Raw genomic sequence first — 24,544 nt, 5'->3', positions numbered from 1 at the left:
CGATGCCCTATACCGCCCCGCTGTCCGACTTCCGCTTCTTGCTCGACCATATCGTGGGCTACCACCGCGTGGCGGCCACCGACCGCTTTGCCGATGCCGATATCGACACCGCAACGGCGGTCCTGGCCGAGGCCGCGAAGCTTGCCGCCGACACGCTTGCGCCGCTGCAACGCGCGGGCGACCTGCATCCCGCGCGGCTGGAAAACGGCGTGGTGCGCACGTCGCCCGGCTTTGCCGAAGGTTTCCGCGCGATTGCCGAAGGCGGCTGGCTCGGCATGGCCGCCGACCCCGCGCATGGCGGCATGGGCCTGCCGATGACCCTGACCACCGCAGTGAATGAGATGATGGGCAGCGCCTGCCTTGCCCTGCAACTCAACCCGCTGATGAGCCAGGGACAGATCGAGGCGCTGGAACACCATGCCTCGGACGCGATCAAGGCGCTGTATCTGCCGAAACTCATCAGTGGCGAATGGACCGGCACGATGAACCTGACCGAATCGCAGGCCGGATCGGATGTCGGCGCGCTGCGCGCCCGCGCCACGCCAAACGCTGACGGCACCTATGCAGTCAGCGGTCAGAAGATCTATATCAGCTGGGCCGATAACGACTTTGCCACGAATGTCTGCCACCTGGTGCTGGCCCGCCTGCCGGATGGCGCGCCCGGCACGCGCGGGATCAGCCTGTTCATGGTGCCGAAATTCCTGCCCGATGCGAACGGCCATGCCGGGCAGGCCAACAGCCTGCGCGTGGTCTCGCTGGAACATAAGCTGGGCCTGCACGGCAGCCCCACGGCGGTGATGGATTATGACAATGCCACCGGCTGGCTGGTCGGCGCGCCGCACAAGGGCATGGCGGCGATGTTCACCATGATGAACAACGCCCGCCTTGGCGTCGGCGTGCAGGGCCTCAGCGTGGCCGAAGGGGCGTATCAGCACGCGCTTTACTATGCGCGCGACCGCAGGCAGGGCCGCACGCCGCAGGCAGCCGATGGCGCGATCACCGGCCACGCCGATGTGCGCCGCATGCTGACGCACATGAAGGCCGAAATCTTCGCCACCCGCGCCATTGCCCTGTGGAACGCGGTCGCCATCGACATGGCGCGCGCGCAAACCGACGCGCCTGACGGGGCCGACGCACCCGACGGGGCCGATTGGGCCGCCCGCGCCGCCCTGCTGACGCCGATCACCAAGGCACATGGGACCGAAACGGGGATCGAGGTCGCCAACACCGGCATCCAGGTGCATGGCGGCATGGGCTATGTTGAGGAAACCGGCGCGGCCCAATACCTGCGCGATGTCCGCGTCACCGCGATCTATGAAGGCACCAACGGCATTCAGGCCATGGATCTTGTGAACCGCAAGATGGCCGACGGTGGCGAGGCCGCGTACCGCCTGCTGGAAGAAATCCAGACCGCCGCCGAATCCGCCCGCCCCGCCCTGCCCGCGCTGGCCGGCGCCGTCTGGAACGCCGCAGAATCCTTGCGCGAGGGGACCGAATGGCTGGTCGCAGCGTCCGTCGATGACCGCAACGCGGGCGCTGTGGCCTATCTGCGCGCCTTCGCCCGGGTGCTGGGCGGCCATGCACATCTGACCGCAGCAACAGCCAGCGGCGGCAGCGGCCCGCGCGCAGCCCTGGCGCGGGTCTTCATCACCCGCATCTTGCCCGAACATGCCAGCCTGCTGGCGCAAGCACAGGCCGGGGCCGCCGACCTTTATGCGCTGTCGGACATGGACCTCAGCGCATGAGGGACGGCGCCGATCAGGGTATTCGCACGCCCTTCCCCGATCCGCCTGCGCCCGGCACGGCAACGCAGGTGGCGCCGGGTGTCCTGTGGGCGCGCATGCCGCTGCCTATGGCGCTGGACCATGTGAATATCTACGCGCTGGATGACGGGCCGGGCTGGACATTGGTGGACACCGGGTTTGACACCGCCCCCACCCGCGCCGCGTGGAAGGCATTGCTGGCCGGACCGCTGGCGGGCAAACCTGTCACCCGCGTGATCGGCACGCATCACCACCCCGACCATATCGGCCTTGCCGGGTGGTTCCAGACCGACCACGGCGCAGACCTGTGGATGACCCGCACCGCCTGGCTGATGGCGCGCATGCTGCAACTGGACGAACAGGCTGCACCCACCCCGCAGGCTCTCGCGTTCTGGCGTGCCTTTGGCATGGATGAGGCGATCTTCGCGCAGCGCGCCGCGGAACGGCCTTTCAACTTCTGCGACGTGGTTGCCCCCATGCCGCAGGGCTTTCACCGCATGCATGACGGCGACAGCCTGCGCGCCGGTGGTCGCGACTGGGACGTGGTCATCGGCCACGGCCACGCACCCGCGCACGCCGTGCTCATCAGCCGTGATTGCAACCTGATCCTGGGCGGCGACCAGTTGTTGCCGTCAATCTCGGCCAATCTGGGCGTCTACCCTACCGAACCCGGCGCCGATCCGGTGGCCGACTGGCTGGACAGCTGCACGCGGTTTCAGGCGCTGGCCCGCCCCGATCACCTGGTGCTGCCGGGCCACAAACTGCCCTTCACGGGCCTGCCGTTGCGGCTGGTGCAGATGATCGACAACCACCGCCACGCGCTGGACCGGCTGCGCGACCACCTGCACCTCCCCCGCCGGGGCGGCGAATGCTTCGCCCCCCTGTTCCGGCGCGGGATCGGGCCAGAAACCTACGGGCTCGCCATGGCGGAAACTGTCGCGCATCTCAACCACCTGCACCGACGCGGCCAAGTGACCCGCAGCATGGGCACGGACGGTGCCTGGCGCTGGCAAAGCTGACGCGCGCCGCCATATTGTGCCACGAAACCACCCTGTTACGGCCGCGCGGCATAACGCCCGCCAGCGGCATCTTGGCGGGTGACAGCCTCCGATGAATCGGCTAACACATCGGGTAAATAGCACGACAGGAGATGACGATGGCCAAACATGAACATGGCAAGATGGACACCACGCAGCAAGAGCGGGCTTTCGCAGGCTTCATCCGCCTCAGCACCTGGGGTGCGGGGATCTCAATCGGGGTACTCGTGTTCCTCCTTTTGACAAACGCCTGACCGGGCCGGCGCAGATCATGCCAATTTCCCTGGGCCGACAGGCGCTTTCGCGGCTGACCCTGTTCCTCACAATGGCCGTCACCGCGTTGGCACTGGCCGCATGCGGCCCGCAAGAGGTCGTTTTCGCCCCCGAGGCGGATGTGCGCGCCGCGATGTACACCCATTCAGGCCCGCCCGAACTGACGCTTCTGACCATGATCAGCAACCGCAGCGGGCGCGGCGGGCACACGGCGCTTGTGGTCAACGGCTCGCAGCGGGTATTGTTCGATCCCGCTGGCAGCTGGTTCCATCGCATGACGCCGGAACGGCATGACGTGCATTTCGGCTTCACCGACCCGCAATTCAACCTCTATGTGCGCTACCACGCGCGTGAGACGTTTCACGTCGTGATCCAGCGCCTGACCGTGACCCCCGAAGTGGCCGAGATGGCGCTGCGTGCCGTGCAACAGACAGGCCCCGTCGGCCCCGCCCGTTGCGCCCGCGTCACCAGCACCGTGCTATCCGGGCTGCCGGGGTTGGAAAGCATCCCGGTCGGCTGGTACCCCGAAAACCTGATGGAAGCCTTTGGCCGCCTGCCGGGCGTGCGTACCGAAAAGGTGTTCCACGACGCACCCGCCGACAACACCGCCGAATTGCAACGCCAGCAACAAATGGCCACGGGGCGCTGACGGCAGCCCCATGGCGTTATGGCTAAAATGTGATGCATTTTCCAGCGCAGCGCCGCCATCGCACCGAAAGCCGCGTTTCGTGACCCGCGCGGGCGCCCACAGAGCGGTTGGTCAACCCGATGCGGCACCACACCCCCGCCCAGCCCTGCGAAACTTCGCGGCTGAGGGCCGCGCGTCTGACCAATTAAGGCCATAAGCAGTTGCCCTCGCCCGCCGGGCGTTCTACCCATGTTCAAAGCCCAAGCGGAGACTTCCATGACCTCGATCCTGCAAATCCTCCTGCTGATCCTCAGCATGGCGCAGTTCATCATCATCGCGCATATCATCCTGAGCTGGCTGATCAATTTTCAGGTGCTCAACCTGCGCCAGCCGATCGTCGCCTCGATCTGGGACGGGATGAACCGGCTGGTCGAACCGGTCTATAGCCGCATCCGCCAGTTCCTGCCGGATCTGGGGGGGCTCGACCTTGCGCCGCTGATCGCGCTTCTGGCGATTTACGCGCTGCGAATCGTGCTGATCAACAACGCCTCTGCCTTCATCTGAGCCATGCCCCGTCATGACTGATCTGACCGCGCGGCTGTCCCGCGTCTTTGGCTTTTCCAGCTTCCGCCCCGGCCAGCAAGAGATTGTGCAATCCGTGCTGGATGGCCAGAACACCCTGGCCATCATGCCCACCGGGGGCGGCAAGTCGCTGTGCTTCCAGCTGCCTGCCCTCTGCCGCGAAGGCACCACTGTCGTCATCTCGCCACTGATCGCGCTGATGCGCGACCAGGTGCGCGGCTTGCAGGAACTGGGCGTGCCAGCGGGGGCGCTGACCTCTGGCAACACCGATGAGGAAACCGAAGACGTGTTCCGCGCCGTGGATGACGGTACGCTGAAACTGCTCTACATGGCGCCGGAACGGCTGGCGGCATCTGGAACGCTGTCGCTGTTGCGCCGCGCCAATTGCACCCTGATCGCCGTCGATGAAGCGCATTGCGTCAGCCAATGGGGCCATGATTTCCGCCCCGACTACCTGCGCATCGGCGACCTGCGCCGCATGCTCGACGTGCCGCTTGCCGCCTTCACCGCCACCGCCGACGCCGAAACCCGCGACGAAATCGTCAGCCGCCTGTTCGACGGCATGGCCCCCGCCACCTTCCTGCGCGGGTTCGACCGGCCCAATATCCGGCTGGCATTCCGGGTGAAGGACAGCCCGCGCCGACAGATCTCGGAATTCGCCGCCGCGCGGCGCGGGCAATCGGGGATCGTCTATTGCGCCACGCGCGCGCGCACCGAAACCCTGGCGCAGGCCCTCAGCGCGGAAGGCCACAATTCCCGCGCCTACCACGGCGGGATGGACAGTATAGAGCGCCGGGTCGTCGAACAGGCGTTTCAGGTCGAAGACGGGCTGATCGTCGTCGCCACCGTTGCCTTCGGCATGGGTATCGACAAGCCCGATATCCGCTGGGTCGCCCATGCCGATCTGCCCAAATCCATCGAAGGCTATTATCAGGAGATCGGCCGCGCGGGCCGCGACGGCGCACCTGCCGACACGCTGACCCTCTACGGCCCCGATGACATCCGCCTGCGCCGGTCTCAGGTCGATGAGGGGTTGGCCCCGCCCGAACGCAAGTCCGCCGACCACGCGCGCCTCAACAGCCTGCTGGGGTTGGCCGAGGCGACGAGTTGCCGACGCCAGGTGCTGCTGTCCTATTTCGGCGAGGAATCGCAGCCCTGCGGCAATTGCGACCTCTGCACCCTGCCCGCCAAGATCTTCAACGCCACCCAGCCGGTACGCAAGGCGCTGTCGGCAATCTTGCGGACGGGCGAATACTTCGGCACGGGCCACCTGATCGACATCCTGACCGGCAACGCCACCGCGAAGGTGCGCGAACGCGGGCATGACCAACTGCCCACCTTTGCCGTGGGCCGCGACATGGGCAAGGCCGCATGGCAGGCGGTGTTCCGGCAGATGATGGGGCGCGATCTGGTCCGCCCCGACCCCGAACGCTTCGGTGCCCTGCGCATGACCGATGCCGCCCGCCCCATCCTGCGCGGCGAGGCAGAGATCATGTTGCGCGAAGACACGATCAAATCCGCCCGCGACCGCCCCACGGTAAAGGCGCTGGTGTCCGACGACGATGCGCCCCTGCTCTCGGCGCTAAAGGCCAAACGCCGCGCGCTGGCTGAAGAGGCACGCGTGCCCGCCTATGTCATCTTCACCGACCGCACGTTGATCGAAATGGCCGAGACCCGGCCCCAGACACTGGACGACATGGCCCGTATCACCGGCGTGGGTGCCACGAAGCTGGAACGCTACGGCAGCGGCTTTCTCGCCGTCATCACCGGCGAGGCTGCGGCAGAAACCCACCCCGCACGGCGCAAACTGGCTGGCCGCGACAGTGGCGCGCTCTATGACCGGCTGGTCGCGGCGCAGGCCGAACTGACCCGCGGCACCATGGGCACCGACAAGCCCATGTCGTGCCCGGCGGCGCAACTGGCAAAGCTGGCTGACCACCCGCCGCGCGACATGGCAGGCGTCGCGCGCATCATCGGCGAACGTCACGCCGACCGCTTCGGCGCTGCGTTTCTGGACATCCTCGACGCCGACTGACACCCGCGCCCCCGATGTGACGTTGCGACCGGATTGACGCGCGTGCTGCAATGCGGCACGAACTCTGCAAAACCGGGAGACGTGCATGTACCCTTTCCTGCGACTGGCCAAAGAAATGGTCAAGTTCCGCAACGCCCCCAAACTGGGTATGTTGGACACCCATGTCTCGCACCATATCTGCTGGCCCTGGGATCTGGACCCGTTTGTCGAACTCAACAACGGGCGCACACTGACGCTGTATGATCTGGGCCGCCTGCCCTTTGTCAAACGGATCGGGCTGTGGGGGGCGCTGCGCGCCAATGGCTGGGGCATCACGGTCGCGGGCTGTTCTGTGCGCTACCGCCGCCGGGTGCGGGTGTTTCACCGCTTTGAAATGCGGACCCGCAGCATCGGCTGGGATCACCGCTTCATGTATACCGAACAATCCATGTGGCGAAACGGCGAGTGTCTGAACCACATTCTGGTGCGCACCGCCGCGACGGATGCGGGCGGCATCGTCGCCCCCGCCCGCGTGGTTGCGGCCATGGGCCAGCCCGACCCCTCGCCCACCCTGCCCGATTGGGTGGGCGGCTGGGTCAGCGCCGACGCCACGCGCCCGTGGCCCCCCATGGCCGATATCGAACCAGTGCCGCACCCCTGACATCCCGGGACTGGCCCTGACGCAGGGGCGGCGTTGCGTGGGGATACTTCGCAAGCAAACCCTTGGGGAAATGCCGGGCCAGGCGGCCGCAAGACCTCCGACCAGCGCCAATGCAAAAAGGCCCGGGCGCCAATGCAAAAAGGCCCGGGAAACCCCGGGCCTTTTGCGTAAAATTCTACAGTGTCGCAGATGGACAATCTGGCGACGGGCATCACAGGGGCGGCACACCGCCCCCAAGGGTCCCTTAGCTGTCGGCGCCGGCCTCAGCCTCGACGCGGGCACGGTCGCCTGCACCTTTGGCATCGACGTCGCGCTCGACGAATTCGATGATCGCCATCGGCGCCATGTCGCCATACCGGAAACCGGCCTTCATGATGCGGATGTAGCCACCCTGGCGGTCAGCATAGCGCGGACCCAGAATGTCGAACAGCTTCGCAACATAGGCGTCCTGTTTCAGCTGCGAACGGGCCTGACGGCGCGCGTGCAGATCGCCGCGTTTGGCCAGCGTGATCAGTTTTTCAACGATCGGACGCAGTTCCTTTGCTTTCGGCAAAGTCGTCTTGATCTGCTCATGTTCGATGAGCGAGCCTGCCATGTTCGCCCACAGCGCCTTGCGGTGCTCATGGGTACGGTTCAAGCGGCGGTAACCTCGTGCGTGACGCATGTCATATCTCCTATAGCTTCACTTTTTGCTTTGTCCGGCGGTGCCTGCGTGAACACCGCTCTCCTTGGGGCAACATGCCCAGTCGTGTCGTGACGGGCGCACGGAAGCCGCGCGCCCCCAAAGAATCAGAATTGATCTTCGAAGCGTTTCGCCAGATCTTCGATGTTCTCTGGCGGCCAGTCCTCGACATCCATGCCCAGATGCAGCCCCATACCCGACAGCACTTCCTTGATCTCGTTCAGGGATTTGCGGCCAAAGTTCGGGGTGCGCAGCATCTCGGCTTCGGTTTTCTGGATCAGATCACCGATATAGACGATGTTGTCGTTCTTCAGGCAGTTTGCCGAACGTACCGACAGTTCAAGCTCATCGACCTTTTTCAGCAAGAGCGGGTTGAATTCCAGCCCGTCGTCATCGTCAAAGCGGCCCGCAGCCTCGGGTTCGTCGAAGTTCACGAACACTTGCAGCTGGTCTTGCAGAATGCGCGCCGCGTAGGCAATCGCGTCCTCCGGACGGACCGAGCCGTCGGTTTCCAGCTTCAGCGTCAGCTTGTCATAATCCAGCACCTGACCTTCGCGGGTGGGCTGAACTTCGTAGCTGACCTTCTTCACGGGCGAGAAGATCGCATCAATCGGGATCAACCCGATCGGCGCATCTTCGGGGCGGTTCTTGTCAGCGGCGACATATCCCTTGCCGGTGTTGACCGTCAGTTCCATGAACAGATCGGCGCCATCATCAAGGTGGCAAACGATCTGATCCTTGTTCAGCACTTCGATCCCGGCGGACACGGCAATGTCGCCCGCGGTCACGATGGCCGGGCCTTGCGCGGAAATGGTTACCCGCTTGGGGCCGTCCACATCCATCCGCAACGCCACACCCTTCAGGTTCAGCACGATGTCGGTCACGTCTTCGCGTACGCCTGCAACGCTGGAAAACTCGTGCAGCACGTTGTCGATCTGAATGCTGGTGATGGCCGCGCCTTGCAGCGACGACATCAGAACCCGCCGCAGCGCGTTGCCCAGCGTCAGGCCAAAGCCCCGTTCCAGCGGCTCAGCCACCGCAACCGCGTGCCGCATCGGGTCTTTGCCCGGCTTCACGTCCAGTTGCGCGGGCTTGATCAATTCCTGCCAATTTTTATGGATCATGTATGTCGCCTCCATGCTTGCCAGTGCTTCATGTCCAAAAACACCGACGTCCGAGGATCAGAAATGACGAAAAACGGGCCGCGCGAAATCCGCGCGGCCCGGTAGCCCTGTGGTGCAGATCAGACGCGACGCCGCTTCGGCGGGCGGCAACCGTTGTGTGCCATGGGGGTCACATCACGGATCGAAGTGATGTTGAACCCAACCGCTGCCAGCGCACGCAGCGCCGATTCGCGGCCCGAACCTGGGCCCTGAACTTCGACTTCCAGCGTCTTCACGCCATGATCCTGGGCTTTCTTGCCCGCATCTTCTGCCGCCAGCTGTGCTGCGTAAGGTGTCGATTTACGCGACCCCTTGAACCCCATCGTCCCTGCGGACGACCAGGCAATCGCGTTGCCCTGCACATCCGAAATCAGGATCTTGGTGTTGTTGAAGCTGGAGTTCACATGCGCCACACCGGCTGCAATATTTTTACGTTCCTTGCGCTTAGCGCGCACTTTATCCCGTGCCATTGTCTAACGCTCCCCTTACTTCTTCTTGCCAGCGATGGCTTTCGCAGGGCCCTTGCGAGTCCGTGCGTTGGTGTGGGTGCGCTGACCGCGCACGGGAAGGTTGCGACGATGGCGCAGCCCGCGATACGACCCCATGTCCATCATACGTTTGACGTTCATCTGCACTTCACGGCGCAGGTCACCCTCTACCGTGAAGTTCGCGTCGATATGCTCGCGCAGGCTCAAGACTTCGGCATCGGACAATTGATTGACGCGGCGCGTCACATCAATCGAGCAAGCGTCGCAAATTTCGCGCGCTTTGGTCGGGCCGATCCCGTGGATATAGGTCAATGCGATGGGGACTCGTTTCCCCGTCGGAATGTTTACGCCAGCAATACGTGCCACGCGGTTTTCCTTTCGTTGCGGTTCCGTAACGCCAGAACCTTTTTTCACAACACGAAGCCGGTGGCCCGTGCCTTTCAAACATCAAAAGGGACGGCAAACCGCCCCCTTTAGTGATTCCTTAGTGGAATGCCTCGCGTATGGCGTTTTGCACGGCGCGTCAAGAGGTGGCATGTAACAACCCACTTGACACGCCGTGCCTGTTGCCTAACGCCGTGCCGGCCCCTTGCGCGGAGCGCCCGGTTTGGCCCGCCGCTTGCCGCGCAATTGCGACCGTTCCAGCAGCCCCTCGTACTGATGGGCCAACAGATGCGACTGTACCTGGTTGATCGTGTCCATCGTCACCGACACCACGATCAGCACCGATGTGCCGCCAAAGTAGAAGGGGATCGCCAGTTGGTTGCGCAGAATCTCCGGCAGCAGACACACCGCCGCAAGGTAGATCGCACCCACCGTGACAAGCCGTGTCACAACGTAATCCAGATAATCCTGGGTTCGTTTGCCGGGCCGGATACCGGGGATAAAGCCGTTCTGGTTCTTCAGGTTGTCGGCCACATCATCCGTCTTGAACGCCACGTTGGCGGTGTAGAAGAAGGTGAAGAAAACGATCATGCCGGTAAAGAACAGCAGATACAGCGGCTGCCCCGGGCCGAAATAGGCCAGCACCGTCGCCATGACATCGCTGGTCTGATTCCCCGAGAACGTTGCCAGCGTGACCGGCAGCAGCAGCAGCGACGACGCGAAGATCGCCGGAATCACGCCTGCCGGGTTTACCTTGATCGGCAGATGCGACGCACCACCGTCATAGACCTTCATCCCCACCTGACGCCGGGGGTACTGGATGGTGATCTTGCGTAGCGCGCGCTCCATGAACACCACGAAGGCGATCACGGCGGTAATCATCACGATCACACCGATGATGATCAGCGGCGACAACTCACCCGACCGGCCCTGGCTGAAGAACTGCGCCAGCGCGGCGGGAATTTCGGCGACGATGCCGACAAAGATGATCAGCGAAATACCGTTGCCGATCCCGCGCGCGGTGATCTGCTCACCCAGCCACATCAGGAACATCGTGCCGCCGACCAGCGTAATCACACAGGCAACGCGGAAGAACATCCCCGGATCGGTGACCAGGCCGCCCGCCTCCAGGCTGACCGCAAGCCCCCAGCTTTGCACGATGGCCAGCGCAACCGTGCCGAAGCGGGTGTATTGGTTGAGCTTCTTGCGCCCCTGCTCACCCTCTTTCTTGAGCTGTTTCCAGGGCTCATACATCGCGCCCATCAACTGCACGATGATCGAGGCCGAGATATACGGCATGATCCCCAATGCGAAAATACCCATGCGGCTGATCGCGCCGCCGGTAAACATGTTGAGCATCCCGCCGATCCCGGCCGATGCCTCATCCATGAATTCGCGCAGTGCCAGACCGTCGATGCCGGGCACCGGGATATACGTGCCGATGCGATACACGATCAGCAACCCCAGCGCGAAGATGATACGTCGGCGCAGGTCGGTGGCCTTGGTCAGCGCGCCCCAGCTTGTGTTCGCCGCCATTTGCTCTGCAGCAGATGCCATATGCTCAACTCTTTCATGACAGCGCCGCCAGACCGGTCTCCGGTTGGCGGCGCAGGAAAACCATGAGGAAGATGTAAGGGCGTTCTGCCGCCCTCACAACCCATAAATCAGGCGTTCACCTTGCCCGCTTTGGTGGGCTTGGGCAAAACGTCCGCAACTTTCAGCGAGCCACCGGCCTTTTCCACCGCGTCGATCGCAGGTTTCGAGGCGCCGGTCACTTCGATCGTGACCTTGCTGGTGATGTCGCCTTTCGCCAGAACGCGGATGCCGTCCAGCTTGCGGCGCACCACACCTGTCGAAATCAGCACGTCCTCGGTGATCGGCTGGCTCGCGTCGATCTTGCCCAGCCCGATGAATTTCTCGATCAGGCCCAGGTTGACGACGGCAAATTCCAGACGGTTCGGCTTGTTGAAGCCGCGTTTCGGCAACCGCATATACAGCGGCATCTGGCCGCCTTCGTACGACTTGATCGCCACGCCCGAACGCGAGTTCTGGCCCTTGATCCCGCGGCCACCCATTTTACCCTTGCCCGAACCGGGGCCACGGCCCACACGCATGCGGTTCTTGGTGGCGCCTTCGTTGTCGCGCAGTTCATTCAGTTTCATGTCGCTCTCTCCTTTTGCCGGAAATGCCCCGCCAGCGACGGACAGGACAGACGCAGCTTGTAGCTCGCAGGGCACCATGCCCCGGAACGCACCAAGGGGCGGGAAACCCCGCCCCCCGGTAAAAATCGGGTCAGCTTAACCGCGCTCTTCGACGATCTGCACCAGGTGCGGGATCGCGTTGACCATGCCACGGACCGAAGGCGTATCCTCCAGCTCACGGGTGCGGTGCATCTTGTTCAGGCCCAGACCGACCAGCGTTGCACGCTGGCTGGCGGGACGGCGGATCGGCGAGCCGATCTGCTTCACGACGATAGTTTTTGCCATTTCATCCAGTCCTTATGCTTCAACAGCTTCGGCTTCAGGCTTGCGCAGAATATCTGCAACCTTCTTGCCGCGACGCTGTGCCACCATACGGGGGCTGGATTCATTGCGCAGACCGTCCATCGTGGCCCGAACCATGTTGTAAGGGTTCTGGCTACCCAGCGACTTTGCAACAACGTCTTGCAGGCCCAGCATCTCGAACACGGCGCGCATCGGACCGCCGGCGATGATGCCGGTCCCCGGTGCTGCCGCGCGCATGATGACCTTGCCCGCGCCGTGCCGACCGGCCACGTCGTGGTGCAACGTGCGGCCATCGCGCAGCGGTACGCGGATCATCTGACGCTTGGCCTGTTCGGTCGCCTTGCGGATCGCCTCGGGTACTTCTTTCGCTTTACCCTTGCCGAAACCAACGCGGCCCCGCTGATCGCCGATAACTACCAGAGCGGCAAAGCCAAAACGCTTGCCCCCCTTGACGGTTTTCGACACGCGGTTGATCGCAACCAGACGATCGGCGAATTCGGGTGTTTCGTCGCGGTCGCGACGGCCCCCACGGTTGTCTTCTCTTGCCATGATCGTCTCCTCAGAACTTCAGGCCGCCTTCACGGGCGGCTTCGGCAACTGCCTTGACCTTCCCATGAAAGAGGAACCCACCACGGTCGAAATAGCATTCTTCGACACCGGCTGCTTTGGCGCGTTCTGCAATCGCTGCCCCGACCTTGGTCGCGGCTTCGATGTTGTTGGTACCCACGACGCCCAGATCTTTCTCCATGCTGGAGGCAGAGGCGACAGTGATCCCTTTCACATCGTCGATCAGCTGAACGCTGATGTTTTTGTTCGAACGGTGGACCGACAGGCGCAGACGCCCGTTTGCCAAATCCCGCAACTTATTCCGAACGCGCAGGCGGCGTTTCTGGAACAGCTTTAGCTTAGTGTTCGCCATCTTTCGCGCCCCTTACTTCTTCTTACCTTCCTTACGGAAGATAAATTCGTCTTTGTAACGGATGCCTTTGCCCTTGTAGGGTTCCGGCGACCGCCATTTGCGGATATTCGCTGCGACCTGGCCCACGACCTGCTGGTCCATGCCTTCGATCGTGATCTCGGTTTGCTTCGGCGTGGCAACAGTCACCCCGGCAGGTACGTCGAAAATGACTTCGTGGCTGTAGCCCAACGACAGTTTCAGGTCTTTGCCCTGCATCGCGGCGCGGTAACCCACGCCGACCAGTTCGAGCTCTTTCTTGAAACCGCCGGTGACGCCTTGCGCCAGGTTCGACACCATCGACCGGGTCATGCCCCATTGCTGACGCGCCCGCTTGGAAGAGCCGCGCGGCTTGATGGTCACGACATTGCCGTCCAGAATGATATCCACGTCGTCGGTCGCGGTGAAGGAGCGGGTGCCTTTCGGCCCCTTCACTTCGATCTTCTGACCAGACACCGACGCGCTGACACCCGAGGGCAGCTCGACCGGTTTTTTCCCAATACGAGACATCTTGCCCTCCTCAGAACACGCGGCAAAGCACTTCGCCGCCGACATTGGCTGCGCGCGCATTTGCATCTGACATGACACCTTTCGGCGTCGATACGACGGAAACCCCAAGCCCGTTACGGACCGACGGGATTTCACGGACGCCGGAATAGACGCGGCGACCCGGGGTCGAGATCCGCTTCAGTTCACGAATGGCAGGGGTGCCATCGGCGTATTTAAGTTCGATCACCAGTTCCGGGTGGCCATCGGCGCCCGTACCGGGGGCGTAACCGCGGATGTAACCTTCATCCAGCAGCACATCCAGCACCCAGGCGCGCAGCTTCGACGCCGGCGTGTGGACCTTGGACTTGCCGCGCAACTGTGCGTTGCGGATGCGGGTCAGCATATCGCCAAGAGGATCGTTCATCGACATGAGGCTTCCTCCTTACCAGCTGGATTTGACCATGCCGGGGATCTGACCAAACGAGGCCAGATCGCGCAGCGCGATCCGCGAAAGTTTCAGTTTACGGTAGTAAGCCTTGGGGCGACCGCTAAGTTCGCAGCGGTTGTGCAGGCGCGTTGCCGAGGAATTGCGCGGCAGTTGCGCCAGTTTCAGGTTCGCCTTGAAGCGTTCTTCCATCGGGCGGGATTCGTCGGCAGCGATCGCTTTCAGCGCAGCGCGTTTCGTGGCGTATTTAGCCACCAGCACCTGCCGCTTTTTCTCGCGCTCGACCATTGATTTCTTGGCCATGTTTTTTCTCCTTCCGCGTCAGCTATTGAAGGGCATGTTGAATTGCTTCAACAGCGCCTTGGCTTCCGCGTCGGTTTTCGCGGTGGTGCAGATGATCACATCCATGCCCCAGACTTCATCGACCTGGTCGAAGTTGATCTCGGGGAATACGATATGTTCCTTGATGCCCATGGCATAGTTGCCACGCCCGTCGAAGGACGAACCCTTGACGCCGCGAAAGTCGCGGACGCGCGGCAGGGCCACGTTGATCAGACGGTCCATGAATTCGTACATCCGGTCGCCGCGCAGCGTCACTTTGACGCCCAGCGGCATTTCTTCACGGACACGGAACCCGGCGATGGAGTTCTTGGCTTTGGTAATCACAGCGCGCTGGCCAGCGATCTGGGTCATGTCGGCGTGGGCCGACTTGATCTTCTTGGTGTCCTTGACGGCTTCGCCGATGCCCATGTTCAGGACGACCTTGTCCAGTTTGGGCAGCATCATCGCGTTCTTGTAGCCGAATTCTTCCATCAGCGCCGCTTTGATACGGTCGCGATATTCAGCCTTCAGACGCGGGATATAGGTTGCGGTGTCCAGCATCAGATCGCCTCCCCGGTGGTTTTGGCGAACCGGATCTTCTTGCCTTCTTCCACGCGGAAGCCGACACGGGTCGCTTTGCCGTTTGCGTCCTGCAACGCCAGGTTCGACAGGTCGATGGGCATCGCTTGCGGGATGCGGCCACCTTGGGTCGTCTGGGATTGCTTGGTGTGGCGGATCGAAATGTTCAGACCCTCTACCACAGCCTGGTTGGCGTCGGGCATCACGCGGCTGATTGCGCCGGATTTCCCTTTGTCTTTGCCCGCGAGGACAACGACCTTATCGCCTTTTTTGAGCTTGGCAGCCATCAGAGCACCTCCGGAGCCAATGAGATGATCTTCATGAAGTTCTTCGCACGCAGCTCGCGCACCACCGGCCCGAAGATACGGGTGCCGATCGGCTCGTTGTTATTGTTCAAGATAACAGCAGCGTTGCGGTCGAAGCGGATGGCGGTGCCATCTTCGCGACGAACTTCTTTCGCGGTGCGCACGACGACGGCTTTACGCACGTCGCCTTTTTTGACGCGGCCACGGGGGATCGCTTCTTTCACCGATACGACGATGATATCGCCGACCGATGCGTAGCGGCGGTGCGAACCGCCCAAGACCTTGATGCACTGAACTCGGCGTGCGCCGGAGTTATCAGCAACATCCAGATTGGTCTGCATCTGGATCATTAGGTTTCTCCCGACCTTTGGGCATCATGCCCAGGGTTTCGATCAAACCGAAAGGTTTATGGCTTAAGCCGAAGCTTCTGCCAAAACCTCCCAGCGTTTGGTTTTCGAGACGGGCGCACATTCCTGAATTCGGACGGTGTCACCAACCTTGAATTGATTGTTCGCGTCATGGGCACGATATTTCTTCGTGCTACGAACGGTTTTCTTCATCACCGGGTGCGTAAAGCGGCGCTCGACCAGAACCGTGACGGTCTGTTCGTTCTGGTCGCTCGTCACGGTGCCTTGCAGAATGCGTTTGGGCATGTGCCAGCTCCTTAGTTAGCGGCCGCTTCGGCAGCTTTTTGGTTCAGAATCGTTTTCACGCGGGCAGCATCCCGGCGGACCTTGCGGACGCGCGCGGTATTCTCCAGCTGATTCGTTGCCTGTTGGAAGCGCAGGTTGAACGCCTCTTTTTTCAGGCTGACCAGTGCATCACGCAACTGATCGGGGGTCTTCGATCTCAATTCCTCGGCGTTCATGCGCCCATCCTCTCATCAGAAGTCGCCAGACGCGCTGACGCTTTTCCAATAACACCAAGACCCCGCATGAATCCCTGTGGGGAAACCTGCGGGGCCTTGGCAAAATTCACCAGTCTTCGCGAACGACGACCTTGGTCTTGATCGGCAGTTTCATCGCGGCAAGACGTAGTGCTTCTCTTGCCACAACTTCCCCTACCCCGTCAATCTCGAACATGATGCGGCCGGGTTTAACTTTGGAGGCCCAAAAATCGATCGAGCCTTTCCCTTTACCCATCCGCACTTCGGTCGGCTTCGAGGTAACAGGGGTGTCGGGGAATACCCGGATCCAGACCCGGCCCTGACGTTTCATGTGCCGGGTCATGGCGCGGCGGGCGGCTTCGATCTGCCGGGCGGTGATCCGCTCGGGCTCGATCGCCTTCAGCCCGAACGAGCCGAAGTTCAGGTCAAACCCGCCCTTCGCTTCGCCCTTGATCCGGCCTTTGAACAACTTGCGGAACTTGGTCCGTTTCGGTTGCAGCATTGTCTTGCTCCTTCAGTGCGGTCAGCGACGCGGGCGCGAGGCGCCGCCGCTGTCCTGAAGTTCCTGAGAACGGCGATCGCGGGCCTGCGGATCATGCTCAAGGATTTCACCCTTGAAGATCCAGACCTTGACGCCGATGATACCGTACGCGGTGGCACCTTCGGAATGTGCATAGTCGATGTCAGCGCGCAGGGTGTGCAGCGGCACACGGCCTTCACGATACCATTCGGTACGCGCAATCTCGGCCCCGCCCAGACGGCCCGCGACGTTGACCCGAATACCCAGGGCCCCCATACGCATCGCGTTCTGCACGGCACGCTTCATGGCACGACGGAAGGACACCCGGCGTTCCAGCTGCTGGGTGATGCTTTCGGCAACCAGCTGCGCGTCCAGTTCGGGCTTGCGAACCTCAACGATGTTCAGGTGCAGGTCCGACTTGGTGAACTTCGACAGTTTCTTGCGCAGCGACTCGATGTCTGCGCCTTTCTTGCCGATGATGACACCCGGGCGGGCCGAATGGATCGTGACGCGGCATTTCTTGTGCGGGCGCTCGATGATGACGCGGCTGATGCCGGCCTGCTTGCACTCTTCCTTGATGAATTCGCGCATTCTCAGGTCTTCCAGCAACAGGTTGCCGAAATCCTTGCTTTCCGCGAACCAGCGGCTGTCCCAGGTACGGTTGACCTGAAGCCGCATGCCAATCGGATTGACTTTCTGACCCATTATGCTTGCTCCTCAGGTTGCCGTACCTTGATCGTCAGCTCTGAAAACGGCTTCATGATCTTGCCGAAACGGCCGCGTGCGCGCGGACGCCCACGTTTCATGACCAGGTTCTTGCCGACCCACGCCTCGGCGATGACCAGTTCGTCAACGTCCAGACCGTGGTTGTTTTCAGCATTGGCGATTGCCGATTGCAGGCACTTTTTCACATCGCCCGCGATCCGCTTCTTGGAGAAGGTGAGGTCGGCCAAAGCCTTGTCCACCGACTTGCCACGGATCATCTGGGCAACCAGGTTCAGTTTCTGCGGCGAGGTGCGCAGCATGCGCGTCTTGGCCATTGCTTCGTTCTCGGCCACGCGGCGCGGATTTTTCTCTTTACCCATGGCGATTACTTCCGTTTCGCTTTTTTGTCGGCGGCGTGACCGTAGTAGGTCCGCGTCGGCGAGTATTCGCCAAACTTCTGGCCGATCATATCTTCGGAGACGTTGACGGGAATGTGTTTTTTCCCGTTGTAGACGCCGAACGTCAGGCCGACAAACTGCGGCAGGATGGTCGAACGGCGCGACCAGATCTTGATAACTTCATTCCGCCCTGAATCGCGCGCTTTTTCTGCTTTTTTCAGCACATAAGCGTCAACGAAAGGGCCTTTCCAGACTGAACGTGACATGGATCAGCGACCCTTCTTCTTGGCGTGGCGCGTACGGAGGATATATTTGTCCGTAGCCTTGTTCGAGCGGGTCTTCTTACCCTTGGTGTCCTTACCCCACGGGGTAACGGGGGTACGACCACCCGATGTCCGACCCTCACCACCACCATGCGGGTGGTCGATGGGGTTCATGACCACACCACGCACCGACGGGCGGATGCCGTAATGGCGCATCCGGCCAGCCTTGCCGAAGTTCTGGTTCGAGTTGTCGGGGTTCGACACGGCACCGATCGTGGCCATGCATTCCTGACGCACCATGCGCAGCTCGCCCGAGGACAGGCGGATCTGGGCATACCCACCGTCGCGGCCGACGAACTGGGCATAGGTGCCTGCGGCGCGTGCGATCTGACCGCCCTTGCCCGCTTTCAGTTCGACGTTGTGCACGATCGTACCGATCGGCATGCCCGAAAACGGCATTGCGTTGCCCGGCTTCACGTCGGTTTTTGTGTTGGCGACAATGGTGTCGCCCACGCCCAGCCGCTGCGGCGCCAGGATATAGGATTGCTCGCCGTCCTGATACTTGATCAGTGCGATGAAGGCCGTGCGGTTGGGATCGTATTCGATCCGTTCAACGGTGGCCGGAATGCCGAACTTCGTGCGTTTGAAGTCCACAATGCGATAGAGACGCTTCGCGCCCCCGCCCATGCGGCGCATCGTGATCCGTCCGGTGTTGTTCCGACCGCCCGATTTCGTCAGACCCTGCGTGAGGGCCTTGACGGGGCGACCTTTCCAAAGCTCCGAACGGTCGATCAGAACCAGCCCACGCTGGCCCGGCGTCGTCGGTTTATACGACTTGAGTGCCATGCTTTCTGTCTTCCGTCAGCTTCGGACCAAGTGGTCCAGTTTCGTCCAAATGCGGGCCAGACCCGCAAAATAATCAACGGCCCGGAAACCCGGGCCGTTGAGTCGCTTGGTCTTTATCAAAGACCTGTGTTCACGTCGATAGCATTTCCCTCTTCGAGGGTGACATATGCTTTCTTGACGTCACGGCGGCGGCCCAGCATGCCCTTGAAGCGCTTGACCTTGCCTTTGGTGATCGTCGTGTTGACCGCTTTGACCTTCACACCAAACAGCGCCTCGACGGCTTGTTTGATCTGCGGCTTGTTCGCGTCCATCGCCACCTCGAACACCACGGCATTGGCTTCAGATGCCATGGTGGCCTTTTCGGTGATGATCGGCTTGCGGATCACATCGTATTGTTCTGCCTTCGCGCTCATTTCAGCCGAGCCTCCAGAGCTTCGATCCCTGCGCGCGTGATCACCAGGGTGTCACGTTTCAGGATATCGTATACGTTTGCGCCCATCGTCGGCAGCACATCGATACCTTCGATGTTCCGCGCGGCCATGGCGAAGTTCTCATTCACCTCGGCGCCGTCGATGATCAGGACCTTTTTCCAGCCCAGTTCCTTCGCGGCCTTGGCAAGAACCGAAGTCTTCCCTTCGGCCATGTCGGTCGATTCCAGGATGATCAGCTTGCCGCTGCCTGCTTTCGCGGACAATGCGTGCTTCAGACCCAGGGCGCGGACTTTCTTCGGCAGATCAAACGCATGGCTGCGCGGGACCGGCCCTTTGTAAACACCGCCCGACCGGAAGATCGGCGCGTTCCGGTCACCGTGGCGTGCGCCGCCGGTGCCCTTCTGGCGATAGATCTTCTTGGTCGAATAGCTGGTCTCGGACCGGCCCTTGGTCTTGTGCGTCCCGGCCTGCGCGCGGGCGCGCTGCCAGCGGACGACCCGGTGCAGAATGTCTGCACGGGGCTCCAGACCGAAGATGGCATCATCGAGGTCGATGTCACCCGCGGCTGCCGCATCAAGATTGATTACGTCGAGTTTCATTTGTCGTCCCCTTCAGGTGCAGCGTTGGGGTCCACAGCAGCCTTGTCCGCGTCGATCGACGCCTCGGCATCGGCCAGGGCGGCTTCTTGCGCAGCAGCTTCAGCCTCGGCGGCAGCCACGCGTGCGGCTTCTTCCTCGGCGGCGGCGGCAGCGGCGGCTTCAGCAGCGGCTTTCGCAGCGGCATCGGCAGCGGATCGCAGCGCGGCAGGCACAATCGCGTTCTCGGGGAACGGTTTCTTGACCGCATCCTTGATCGTGACCCAGCCGCCTTTCGACCCGGGCACGGCGCCCTTGATCATGATCAGCCCGCGTTCGCTATCGGTCTTGACGACCTGCAGGTTCTGCGTGGTGATACGGGCGGAACCCATATGACCGGCCATTTTCTTGCCTTTGAACACCTTGCCCGGGTCCTGACACTGGCCCGTGGACCCGTGCGACCGGTGGCTGACCGACACACCGTGGGTGGCCCGCAGGCCGCCAAAGTTGTGGCGCTTCATGACACCGGCAAAACCCTTACCGATCGAGGTGCCCGCGATATCCACGAACTGCCCGGCAAAGTAATGGTCGGCGGTGATTTCTTCACCCACGTCGATCATGTTGTCAGGCGTCACGCGGAATTCGGCCAGTTTCCGCTTCGGCGCAACATTGGCCTTGGCGAAGTGGCCGCGCATGGCGGCGGTGGTGCGTTTTGCTTTCGCAGCGCCCGCACCCAGCTGAACGGCGGAATATCCGTCGGTCTCAGCGGTGCGGCAGGCAACGACCTGCAACCCGTCCAGCTGAAGCACGGTGACAGGAACCTGCCGACCGTCTTCCAGGAACAGCCGGGTCATGCCCAGCTTTTTAGCAATTACTCCAGAGCGCATCTGTCGGGCTCCCTTAAACCTTGATCTCGACATCCACACCGGCAGCCAGGTCGAGCTTCATAAGCGCGTCCACGGTTTGCGGAGTGGGGTCGACGATGTCGAGAAGGCGTTTGTGCGTGCGGATTTCCCACTGGTCGCGCGACTTCTTGTCGATGTGCGGACCGCGCAGAACGGTGAATTTTTCAATCTTGTTCGGCAGCGGGATCGGCCCGCGTACCTGTGCGCCCGTGCGCTTGGCCGTATTGACGATTTCCTGCGTGCTGGAATCCAGAACGCGGTAATCGAAGGCCTTCAGCCGGATGCGGATCGTTTGACCTTGCATTGTCTTATCCCTGGCAAAGGTGGGTGCGCGAAAGCGCGCACCCGACCATTCGATTACTTGATGATCTTCGACACGACGCCTGCACCGACGGTGCGGCCGCCTTCGCGGATGGCGAAGCGCAGTTTTTCTTCCATCGCGATGGGCGCGATCAGTTGAACGTTGAACTTCAGGTTGTCACCCGGCATCACCATTTCGGTGCCCTCGGGCAGCATCACCGTGCCGGTCACGTCCGTCGTGCGGAAGTAGAACTGCGGGCGGTAGTTCGCGAAGAACGGGGTGTGGCGACCGCCCTCTTCCTTGGTCAAGATGTAGGCTTCGGCCTCGAATTCGGTGTGCGGTTGCACCGATTTGGGCTTGCACAGAACCTGACCACGCTCAACATCCTCACGGCCGATACCACGCAGCAGCGCGCCGATGTTGTCGCCGGCTTCCCCGCGATCCAGCAGTTTGCGGAACATTTCCACGCCGGTACAGGTCGTGGTTTTCGTGTCACGAATACCAACGATTTCAATGCTGTCGCCAACGTTGATCACGCCACGCTCGATCCGGCCGGTCACAACCGTACCCCGACCCGAGATCGAGAACACGTCTTCGATCGGCATCAGGAACGGCTGGTCGATCGGGCGTGCAGGCGTCGGGATATAGGTGTCGACAGCTTCCAGCAGCGCGCGGATCGAGTTTTCGCCGATTTCAGGCTGCGTGCCGTTCATCGCGTGCAAAGCAGAGCCGCGGATGATCGGAATATCGTCGCCGGGGTAATCGTAGGACGACAGAAGCTCGCGGATCTCCATTTCCACCAGTTCCAGCAGTTCCTCGTCATCGACCTGGTCGACCTTGTTCATGTACACAACCATGAAGGGAATACCAACCTGGCGACCCAGCAAGATGTGCTCGCGCGTTTGCGGCATCGGGCCGTCAGCCGCGTTCACCACCAGGATCGCGCCGTCCATCTGGGCGGCACCGGTGATCATGTTCTTGACGTAGTCGGCGTGGCCGGGGCAGTCGACGTGGGCATAGTGACGGGCCTCGGTCTCGTATTCCACGTGCGCGGTCGAGATCGTGATCCCGCGCGCTTTTTCTTCGGGCGCCGCGTCGATCATGTCATACGCTCTGAAATCGCCGAAATACTTCGTGATCGCTGCCGTCAGTGTCGTCTTGCCGTGGTCAACGTGGCCAATCGTGCCGACGTTCACATGCGGTTTGTTCCGTTCAAACTTTGCCTTCGCCATGGTGGGCTCCTTTATCTTTTCGGGCGGCGGGTGCGTGACCCGCCCTACTGATGGTGGGTAGGGCGGGGTTCACCCCGCCATCCCGTTATGCGTATTTCTTCTGGATCTCGTCCGAGATGTTCTGCGGCACGGCTTCATAATGCGCGAATTGCATCGAGAAGTTGGCCCGGCCCGACGACATCGAACGCAGCGTGTTGATGTAGCCAAACATGTTGGCCAACGGGACGAAGGCGTCGATGGCAACGGCGTTGCCACGGTTTTCCTGGCCCGAGATCTGGCCGCGACGGCTGGTCAAGTCGCCGATGATGCCGCCGGTGTATTCTTCCGGGGTCACAACTTCGACCTTCATCATCGGTTCCAGCAGCTTCGCGCCGGCCTTTCTCAGACCCTCACGCATGGCAGCCCGCGATGCGATCTCAAACGCCAGAACGCTGGAGTCCACGTCGTGGAACGCACCGTCGACCAGCGCAACCTTGAAGTCGATCACCGGGAAGCCTGCCAGCGGGCCGGAATCCATCACCGATTTGATGCCTTTTTCGACACCGGGGATGTATTCCTTCGGCACCGAACCACCCACGATCTTCGATTCGAAGGAATAGCCTTCGCCCGGCGCAGTCGGTTCGATGATCAGCTTGATCCGTGCGAACTGGCCGGTACCACCGGTCTGTTTCTTGTGGGTATAGTCAATTTCGGCCAGCTTCGAGATCGTCTCACGGTAAGCAACTTGCGGTGCGCCGATGTTGGCTTCGACCTTGAATTCGCGCTTCATGCGATCCACCAGGATGTCGAGGTGAAGCTCGCCCATGCCTTTCATGATCGTCTGACCCGATTCAAAATCGGTTTCCACGCGGAACGAGGGGTCTTCAGCCGCCAGACGCGCCAGGGCCAGACCCATTTTCTCTTGGTCGGCTTTCGACTTCGGCTCGATCGCGATCTCGATGACCGGCTCGGGGAAAGTCATGGTTTCCAGAACCACGGGCGAAGACGGCGCGCACAGCGTGTCCCCGGTGGTGGTTTCCTTCAGACCGGCCAGCGCGATGATGTCGCCTGCAAACGCTTCGTCGATTTCTTCGCGGTTGATCGCGTGCATCATCATCATACGGCCAACACGCTCTTTTTTGCCTTTGGTGGCGTTGAGCATGTTGTCGCCTTTCTTCAGCATGCCCGAATACAGGCGTGTGAAGGTCAGCGAGCCCACGAAGGGGTCGTTCATGATTTTGAATGCCAGGCCCGAGAACGGCTCGGAATCGTCGGCGTGCCGCGCGATGTTACGGGTTTCCGTCTCATCGTCCGGGCTGAAACCCATGTAGGCGGGCACGTCCAGCGGGCTGGGCAGGAAATCGATGACCGAGTTCAACAGGGGCTGCACGCCCTTGTTCTTGAACGCAGAACCCGTGGTGACCGGCACGAAGGCCAGTGCCAGCGTACCCTTGCGGATCAGGCGGCGCAGCGTTGCCTCATCGGGCTCGATGCCGTCAAGGTAGGCTTCCATCACGGTGTCGTCTTGCTCGACCGCAATTTCGATCATGTGCGCGCGCCATTCGTCCGCCAGATCCTTAAGATCTTCGCGGATTTCCTGACGGGTCCAGGTCGCGCCGAGGTCTTCACCGCGCCAGGTCCATTCTTCCATGGTGATCAGGTCGATCAGACCTTCCAGCTGGTCTTCGGAACCAATCGGCAGCGCAATCGGCACGGGGATCGCACCCGTGCGGTCCTTGATCATCTTGACGCAATTGTAGAAATCGGCACCGATCTTGTCCATCTTGTTGACGAACACAATCCGCGGCACCTTGTAACGGTCAGCCTGACGCCACACGGTTTCGGTCTGCGGCTCCACACCGGCGTTCCCGTCCAACAGACAGATCGCGCCATCCAGCACGGCCAGCGAACGCTCGACTTCGATGGTGAAGTCAACGTGGCCGGGGGTGTCGATGATGTTGAAGCGGAATTTCTCGCTGATCGGCTCGGTGCCGGTCAGGGTCTTTTCCCAGAACGTCGTGGTCGCAGCCGAGGTGATGGTGATCCCGCGTTCCTGCTCCTGCTCCATCCAGTCCATGGTGGCCGCACCATCATGCACTTCGCCGATCTTGTGCGATTTGCCTGTGTAGAACAGGATACGCTCGGTCGTGGTGGTTTTACCGGCGTCAATATGCGCCATGATACCGAAGTTGCGGTAGCGCTCAAGGGGATAGTCGCGTGCCATTGGTCA

At 61.7% G+C, this 24,544-nt stretch carries 35 protein-coding genes; 7 read left to right on the top strand and 28 right to left on the bottom strand.

From position 1 onward, the window contains the following. Positions 1-2 precede the first annotated feature (2 nt). From H9529_RS13515 to H9529_RS13485, 7 genes are all read left to right on the top strand, one after another. Positions 3-1,745, top strand: coding sequence for an acyl-CoA dehydrogenase (locus H9529_RS13515; protein WP_092885064.1), 1,743 nt, complete (start codon positions 3-5; stop codon positions 1,743-1,745). Continuing rightward, positions 1,742-2,782, top strand: a complete 1,041-nt coding sequence (locus tag H9529_RS13510; RefSeq protein WP_092885062.1) for an MBL fold metallo-hydrolase — start codon at positions 1,742-1,744, stop codon at positions 2,780-2,782. The genes H9529_RS13515 and H9529_RS13510 overlap by 4 nt, the downstream gene beginning before the upstream one ends. A gap of 137 nt (positions 2,783-2,919) precedes the next feature. After that, positions 2,920-3,054 carry an aa3-type cytochrome c oxidase subunit IV gene (locus tag H9529_RS13505; RefSeq protein ID WP_092885060.1) on the top strand — a complete coding sequence of 45 codons (135 nt, stop codon included), beginning with the start codon at positions 2,920-2,922 and terminating at the stop codon, positions 3,052-3,054. A gap of 17 nt (positions 3,055-3,071) precedes the next feature. Further along, positions 3,072-3,722, top strand: coding sequence for a hypothetical protein (locus H9529_RS13500; protein WP_223814169.1), 651 nt, complete (start codon positions 3,072-3,074; stop codon positions 3,720-3,722). Positions 3,723-3,977: 255 nt separating this feature from the next. After that, positions 3,978-4,265 (top strand): YggT family protein, encoded by a 288-nt coding sequence (locus H9529_RS13495; protein ID WP_092885058.1) that lies wholly within the window; start codon positions 3,978-3,980, stop codon positions 4,263-4,265. 13 nt (positions 4,266-4,278) lie between these two features. Further along, complete coding sequence (gene recQ, locus H9529_RS13490; protein ID WP_092885056.1) at positions 4,279-6,318, top strand: DNA helicase RecQ; 2,040 nt, start codon at positions 4,279-4,281, stop codon at positions 6,316-6,318. A gap of 85 nt (positions 6,319-6,403) precedes the next feature. After that, positions 6,404-6,958, top strand: coding sequence for an acyl-CoA thioesterase (locus H9529_RS13485; protein WP_092885054.1), 555 nt, complete (start codon positions 6,404-6,406; stop codon positions 6,956-6,958). Between the two features lie 244 nt (positions 6,959-7,202). Here the strand turns inward: H9529_RS13485 and rplQ are convergent, their stop codons facing one another. From rplQ to fusA, 28 genes are all read right to left on the bottom strand, one after another. Further along, on the bottom strand, positions 7,203-7,622 hold the full coding sequence (rplQ, locus tag H9529_RS13480; RefSeq protein ID WP_092885052.1) for a 50S ribosomal protein L17: 420 nt from the start codon (positions 7,620-7,622) through the stop codon (positions 7,203-7,205). 125 nt (positions 7,623-7,747) lie between these two features. Further along, a complete protein-coding gene (locus H9529_RS13475) occupies positions 7,748-8,764 on the bottom strand; it encodes a DNA-directed RNA polymerase subunit alpha (protein WP_092885392.1) in 1,017 nt (338 codons plus the stop codon). A 119-nt stretch (positions 8,765-8,883) separates the two neighbouring features. Then, positions 8,884-9,273 (bottom strand): 30S ribosomal protein S11, encoded by a 390-nt coding sequence (rpsK, locus tag H9529_RS13470; RefSeq protein WP_092885050.1) that lies wholly within the window; start codon positions 9,271-9,273, stop codon positions 8,884-8,886. A gap of 15 nt (positions 9,274-9,288) precedes the next feature. Next, positions 9,289-9,657 (bottom strand): 30S ribosomal protein S13, encoded by a 369-nt coding sequence (gene rpsM, locus H9529_RS13465; RefSeq protein WP_092885048.1) that lies wholly within the window; start codon positions 9,655-9,657, stop codon positions 9,289-9,291. A 204-nt stretch (positions 9,658-9,861) separates the two neighbouring features. Further along, on the bottom strand, positions 9,862-11,232 hold the full coding sequence (gene secY, locus H9529_RS13460) for a preprotein translocase subunit SecY (RefSeq protein WP_092885046.1): 1,371 nt from the start codon (positions 11,230-11,232) through the stop codon (positions 9,862-9,864). A gap of 107 nt (positions 11,233-11,339) precedes the next feature. Continuing rightward, complete coding sequence (rplO, locus tag H9529_RS13455) at positions 11,340-11,837, bottom strand: 50S ribosomal protein L15 (protein WP_092885044.1); 498 nt, start codon at positions 11,835-11,837, stop codon at positions 11,340-11,342. Positions 11,838-11,972: 135 nt separating this feature from the next. Then, on the bottom strand, positions 11,973-12,161 hold the full coding sequence (rpmD, locus tag H9529_RS13450; protein ID WP_092885042.1) for a 50S ribosomal protein L30: 189 nt from the start codon (positions 12,159-12,161) through the stop codon (positions 11,973-11,975). Positions 12,162-12,173: 12 nt separating this feature from the next. Further along, positions 12,174-12,728, bottom strand: a complete 555-nt coding sequence (rpsE, locus tag H9529_RS13445; protein ID WP_092885040.1) for a 30S ribosomal protein S5 — start codon at positions 12,726-12,728, stop codon at positions 12,174-12,176. 10 nt (positions 12,729-12,738) lie between these two features. Next, positions 12,739-13,098 (bottom strand): 50S ribosomal protein L18, encoded by a 360-nt coding sequence (gene rplR / locus H9529_RS13440; RefSeq protein ID WP_092885038.1) that lies wholly within the window; start codon positions 13,096-13,098, stop codon positions 12,739-12,741. A gap of 12 nt (positions 13,099-13,110) precedes the next feature. Beyond that, positions 13,111-13,644, bottom strand: a complete 534-nt coding sequence (gene rplF / locus H9529_RS13435) for a 50S ribosomal protein L6 (protein ID WP_092885036.1) — start codon at positions 13,642-13,644, stop codon at positions 13,111-13,113. 10 nt (positions 13,645-13,654) lie between these two features. Beyond that, a complete protein-coding gene (gene rpsH / locus H9529_RS13430) occupies positions 13,655-14,053 on the bottom strand; it encodes a 30S ribosomal protein S8 (protein WP_176846815.1) in 399 nt (132 codons plus the stop codon). Positions 14,054-14,065: 12 nt separating this feature from the next. Beyond that, positions 14,066-14,371, bottom strand: a complete 306-nt coding sequence (gene rpsN / locus H9529_RS13425) for a 30S ribosomal protein S14 (RefSeq protein WP_092885034.1) — start codon at positions 14,369-14,371, stop codon at positions 14,066-14,068. Positions 14,372-14,389: 18 nt separating this feature from the next. Continuing rightward, positions 14,390-14,950 carry a 50S ribosomal protein L5 gene (gene rplE, locus H9529_RS13420; RefSeq protein ID WP_092885032.1) on the bottom strand — a complete coding sequence of 187 codons (561 nt, stop codon included), beginning with the start codon at positions 14,948-14,950 and terminating at the stop codon, positions 14,390-14,392. Then, complete coding sequence (rplX, locus tag H9529_RS13415) at positions 14,950-15,255, bottom strand: 50S ribosomal protein L24 (protein ID WP_092885030.1); 306 nt, start codon at positions 15,253-15,255, stop codon at positions 14,950-14,952. The genes rplE and rplX overlap by 1 nt, the downstream gene beginning before the upstream one ends. Further along, positions 15,255-15,623 carry a 50S ribosomal protein L14 gene (gene rplN, locus H9529_RS13410; RefSeq protein ID WP_085880043.1) on the bottom strand — a complete coding sequence of 123 codons (369 nt, stop codon included), beginning with the start codon at positions 15,621-15,623 and terminating at the stop codon, positions 15,255-15,257. The genes rplX and rplN overlap by 1 nt, the downstream gene beginning before the upstream one ends. A gap of 63 nt (positions 15,624-15,686) precedes the next feature. Further along, entirely contained in the window at positions 15,687-15,926 is a 240-nt protein-coding gene (gene rpsQ, locus H9529_RS13405; RefSeq protein WP_092885028.1) for a 30S ribosomal protein S17, read from the bottom strand. A gap of 11 nt (positions 15,927-15,937) precedes the next feature. Further along, on the bottom strand, positions 15,938-16,141 hold the full coding sequence (gene rpmC / locus H9529_RS13400; RefSeq protein ID WP_092885026.1) for a 50S ribosomal protein L29: 204 nt from the start codon (positions 16,139-16,141) through the stop codon (positions 15,938-15,940). A gap of 106 nt (positions 16,142-16,247) precedes the next feature. Continuing rightward, on the bottom strand, positions 16,248-16,661 hold the full coding sequence (gene rplP, locus H9529_RS13395) for a 50S ribosomal protein L16 (RefSeq protein WP_092885024.1): 414 nt from the start codon (positions 16,659-16,661) through the stop codon (positions 16,248-16,250). 21 nt (positions 16,662-16,682) lie between these two features. Further along, complete coding sequence (gene rpsC / locus H9529_RS13390; protein WP_092885022.1) at positions 16,683-17,384, bottom strand: 30S ribosomal protein S3; 702 nt, start codon at positions 17,382-17,384, stop codon at positions 16,683-16,685. After that, positions 17,384-17,764, bottom strand: coding sequence for a 50S ribosomal protein L22 (gene rplV / locus H9529_RS13385; RefSeq protein WP_092885020.1), 381 nt, complete (start codon positions 17,762-17,764; stop codon positions 17,384-17,386). The genes rpsC and rplV overlap by 1 nt, the downstream gene beginning before the upstream one ends. 5 nt (positions 17,765-17,769) lie before the next feature. After that, positions 17,770-18,048 (bottom strand): 30S ribosomal protein S19, encoded by a 279-nt coding sequence (gene rpsS / locus H9529_RS13380; RefSeq protein ID WP_092885019.1) that lies wholly within the window; start codon positions 18,046-18,048, stop codon positions 17,770-17,772. Between the two features lie 3 nt (positions 18,049-18,051). After that, entirely contained in the window at positions 18,052-18,891 is an 840-nt protein-coding gene (gene rplB / locus H9529_RS13375) for a 50S ribosomal protein L2 (RefSeq protein WP_092885017.1), read from the bottom strand. 116 nt (positions 18,892-19,007) lie between these two features. Further along, positions 19,008-19,304, bottom strand: coding sequence for a 50S ribosomal protein L23 (locus H9529_RS13370; RefSeq protein WP_092885015.1), 297 nt, complete (start codon positions 19,302-19,304; stop codon positions 19,008-19,010). Next, positions 19,301-19,921, bottom strand: a complete 621-nt coding sequence (gene rplD, locus H9529_RS13365) for a 50S ribosomal protein L4 (protein ID WP_092885013.1) — start codon at positions 19,919-19,921, stop codon at positions 19,301-19,303. The genes H9529_RS13370 and rplD overlap by 4 nt, the downstream gene beginning before the upstream one ends. Continuing rightward, positions 19,918-20,784 (bottom strand): 50S ribosomal protein L3, encoded by an 867-nt coding sequence (gene rplC, locus H9529_RS13360; RefSeq protein WP_092885011.1) that lies wholly within the window; start codon positions 20,782-20,784, stop codon positions 19,918-19,920. Before rplC ends, rplD begins: the two co-directional genes overlap by 4 nt. A 13-nt stretch (positions 20,785-20,797) precedes the next feature. After that, positions 20,798-21,106, bottom strand: coding sequence for a 30S ribosomal protein S10 (gene rpsJ / locus H9529_RS13355; RefSeq protein WP_035839223.1), 309 nt, complete (start codon positions 21,104-21,106; stop codon positions 20,798-20,800). A gap of 53 nt (positions 21,107-21,159) precedes the next feature. Continuing rightward, positions 21,160-22,335: an elongation factor Tu gene (gene tuf / locus H9529_RS13350; protein WP_092885009.1), complete on the bottom strand. Its 1,176-nt coding sequence runs from the start codon at positions 22,333-22,335 to the stop codon at positions 21,160-21,162. Between the two features lie 85 nt (positions 22,336-22,420). After that, the gene (fusA, locus tag H9529_RS13345; RefSeq protein WP_092892390.1) at positions 22,421-24,538 is read right to left on the bottom strand and encodes an elongation factor G; all 2,118 of its coding nucleotides are present in this window, start codon (positions 24,536-24,538) and stop codon (positions 22,421-22,423) included. Between the last annotated feature and the right edge of the window lie 6 nt (positions 24,539-24,544).

The organism is Roseicitreum antarcticum (assembly GCF_014681765.1).
GTDB classification, from domain to species: domain Bacteria; phylum Pseudomonadota; class Alphaproteobacteria; order Rhodobacterales; family Rhodobacteraceae; genus Roseicitreum; species Roseicitreum antarcticum.
This window is presented reverse-complemented; position numbering and strand designations above follow the sequence as displayed.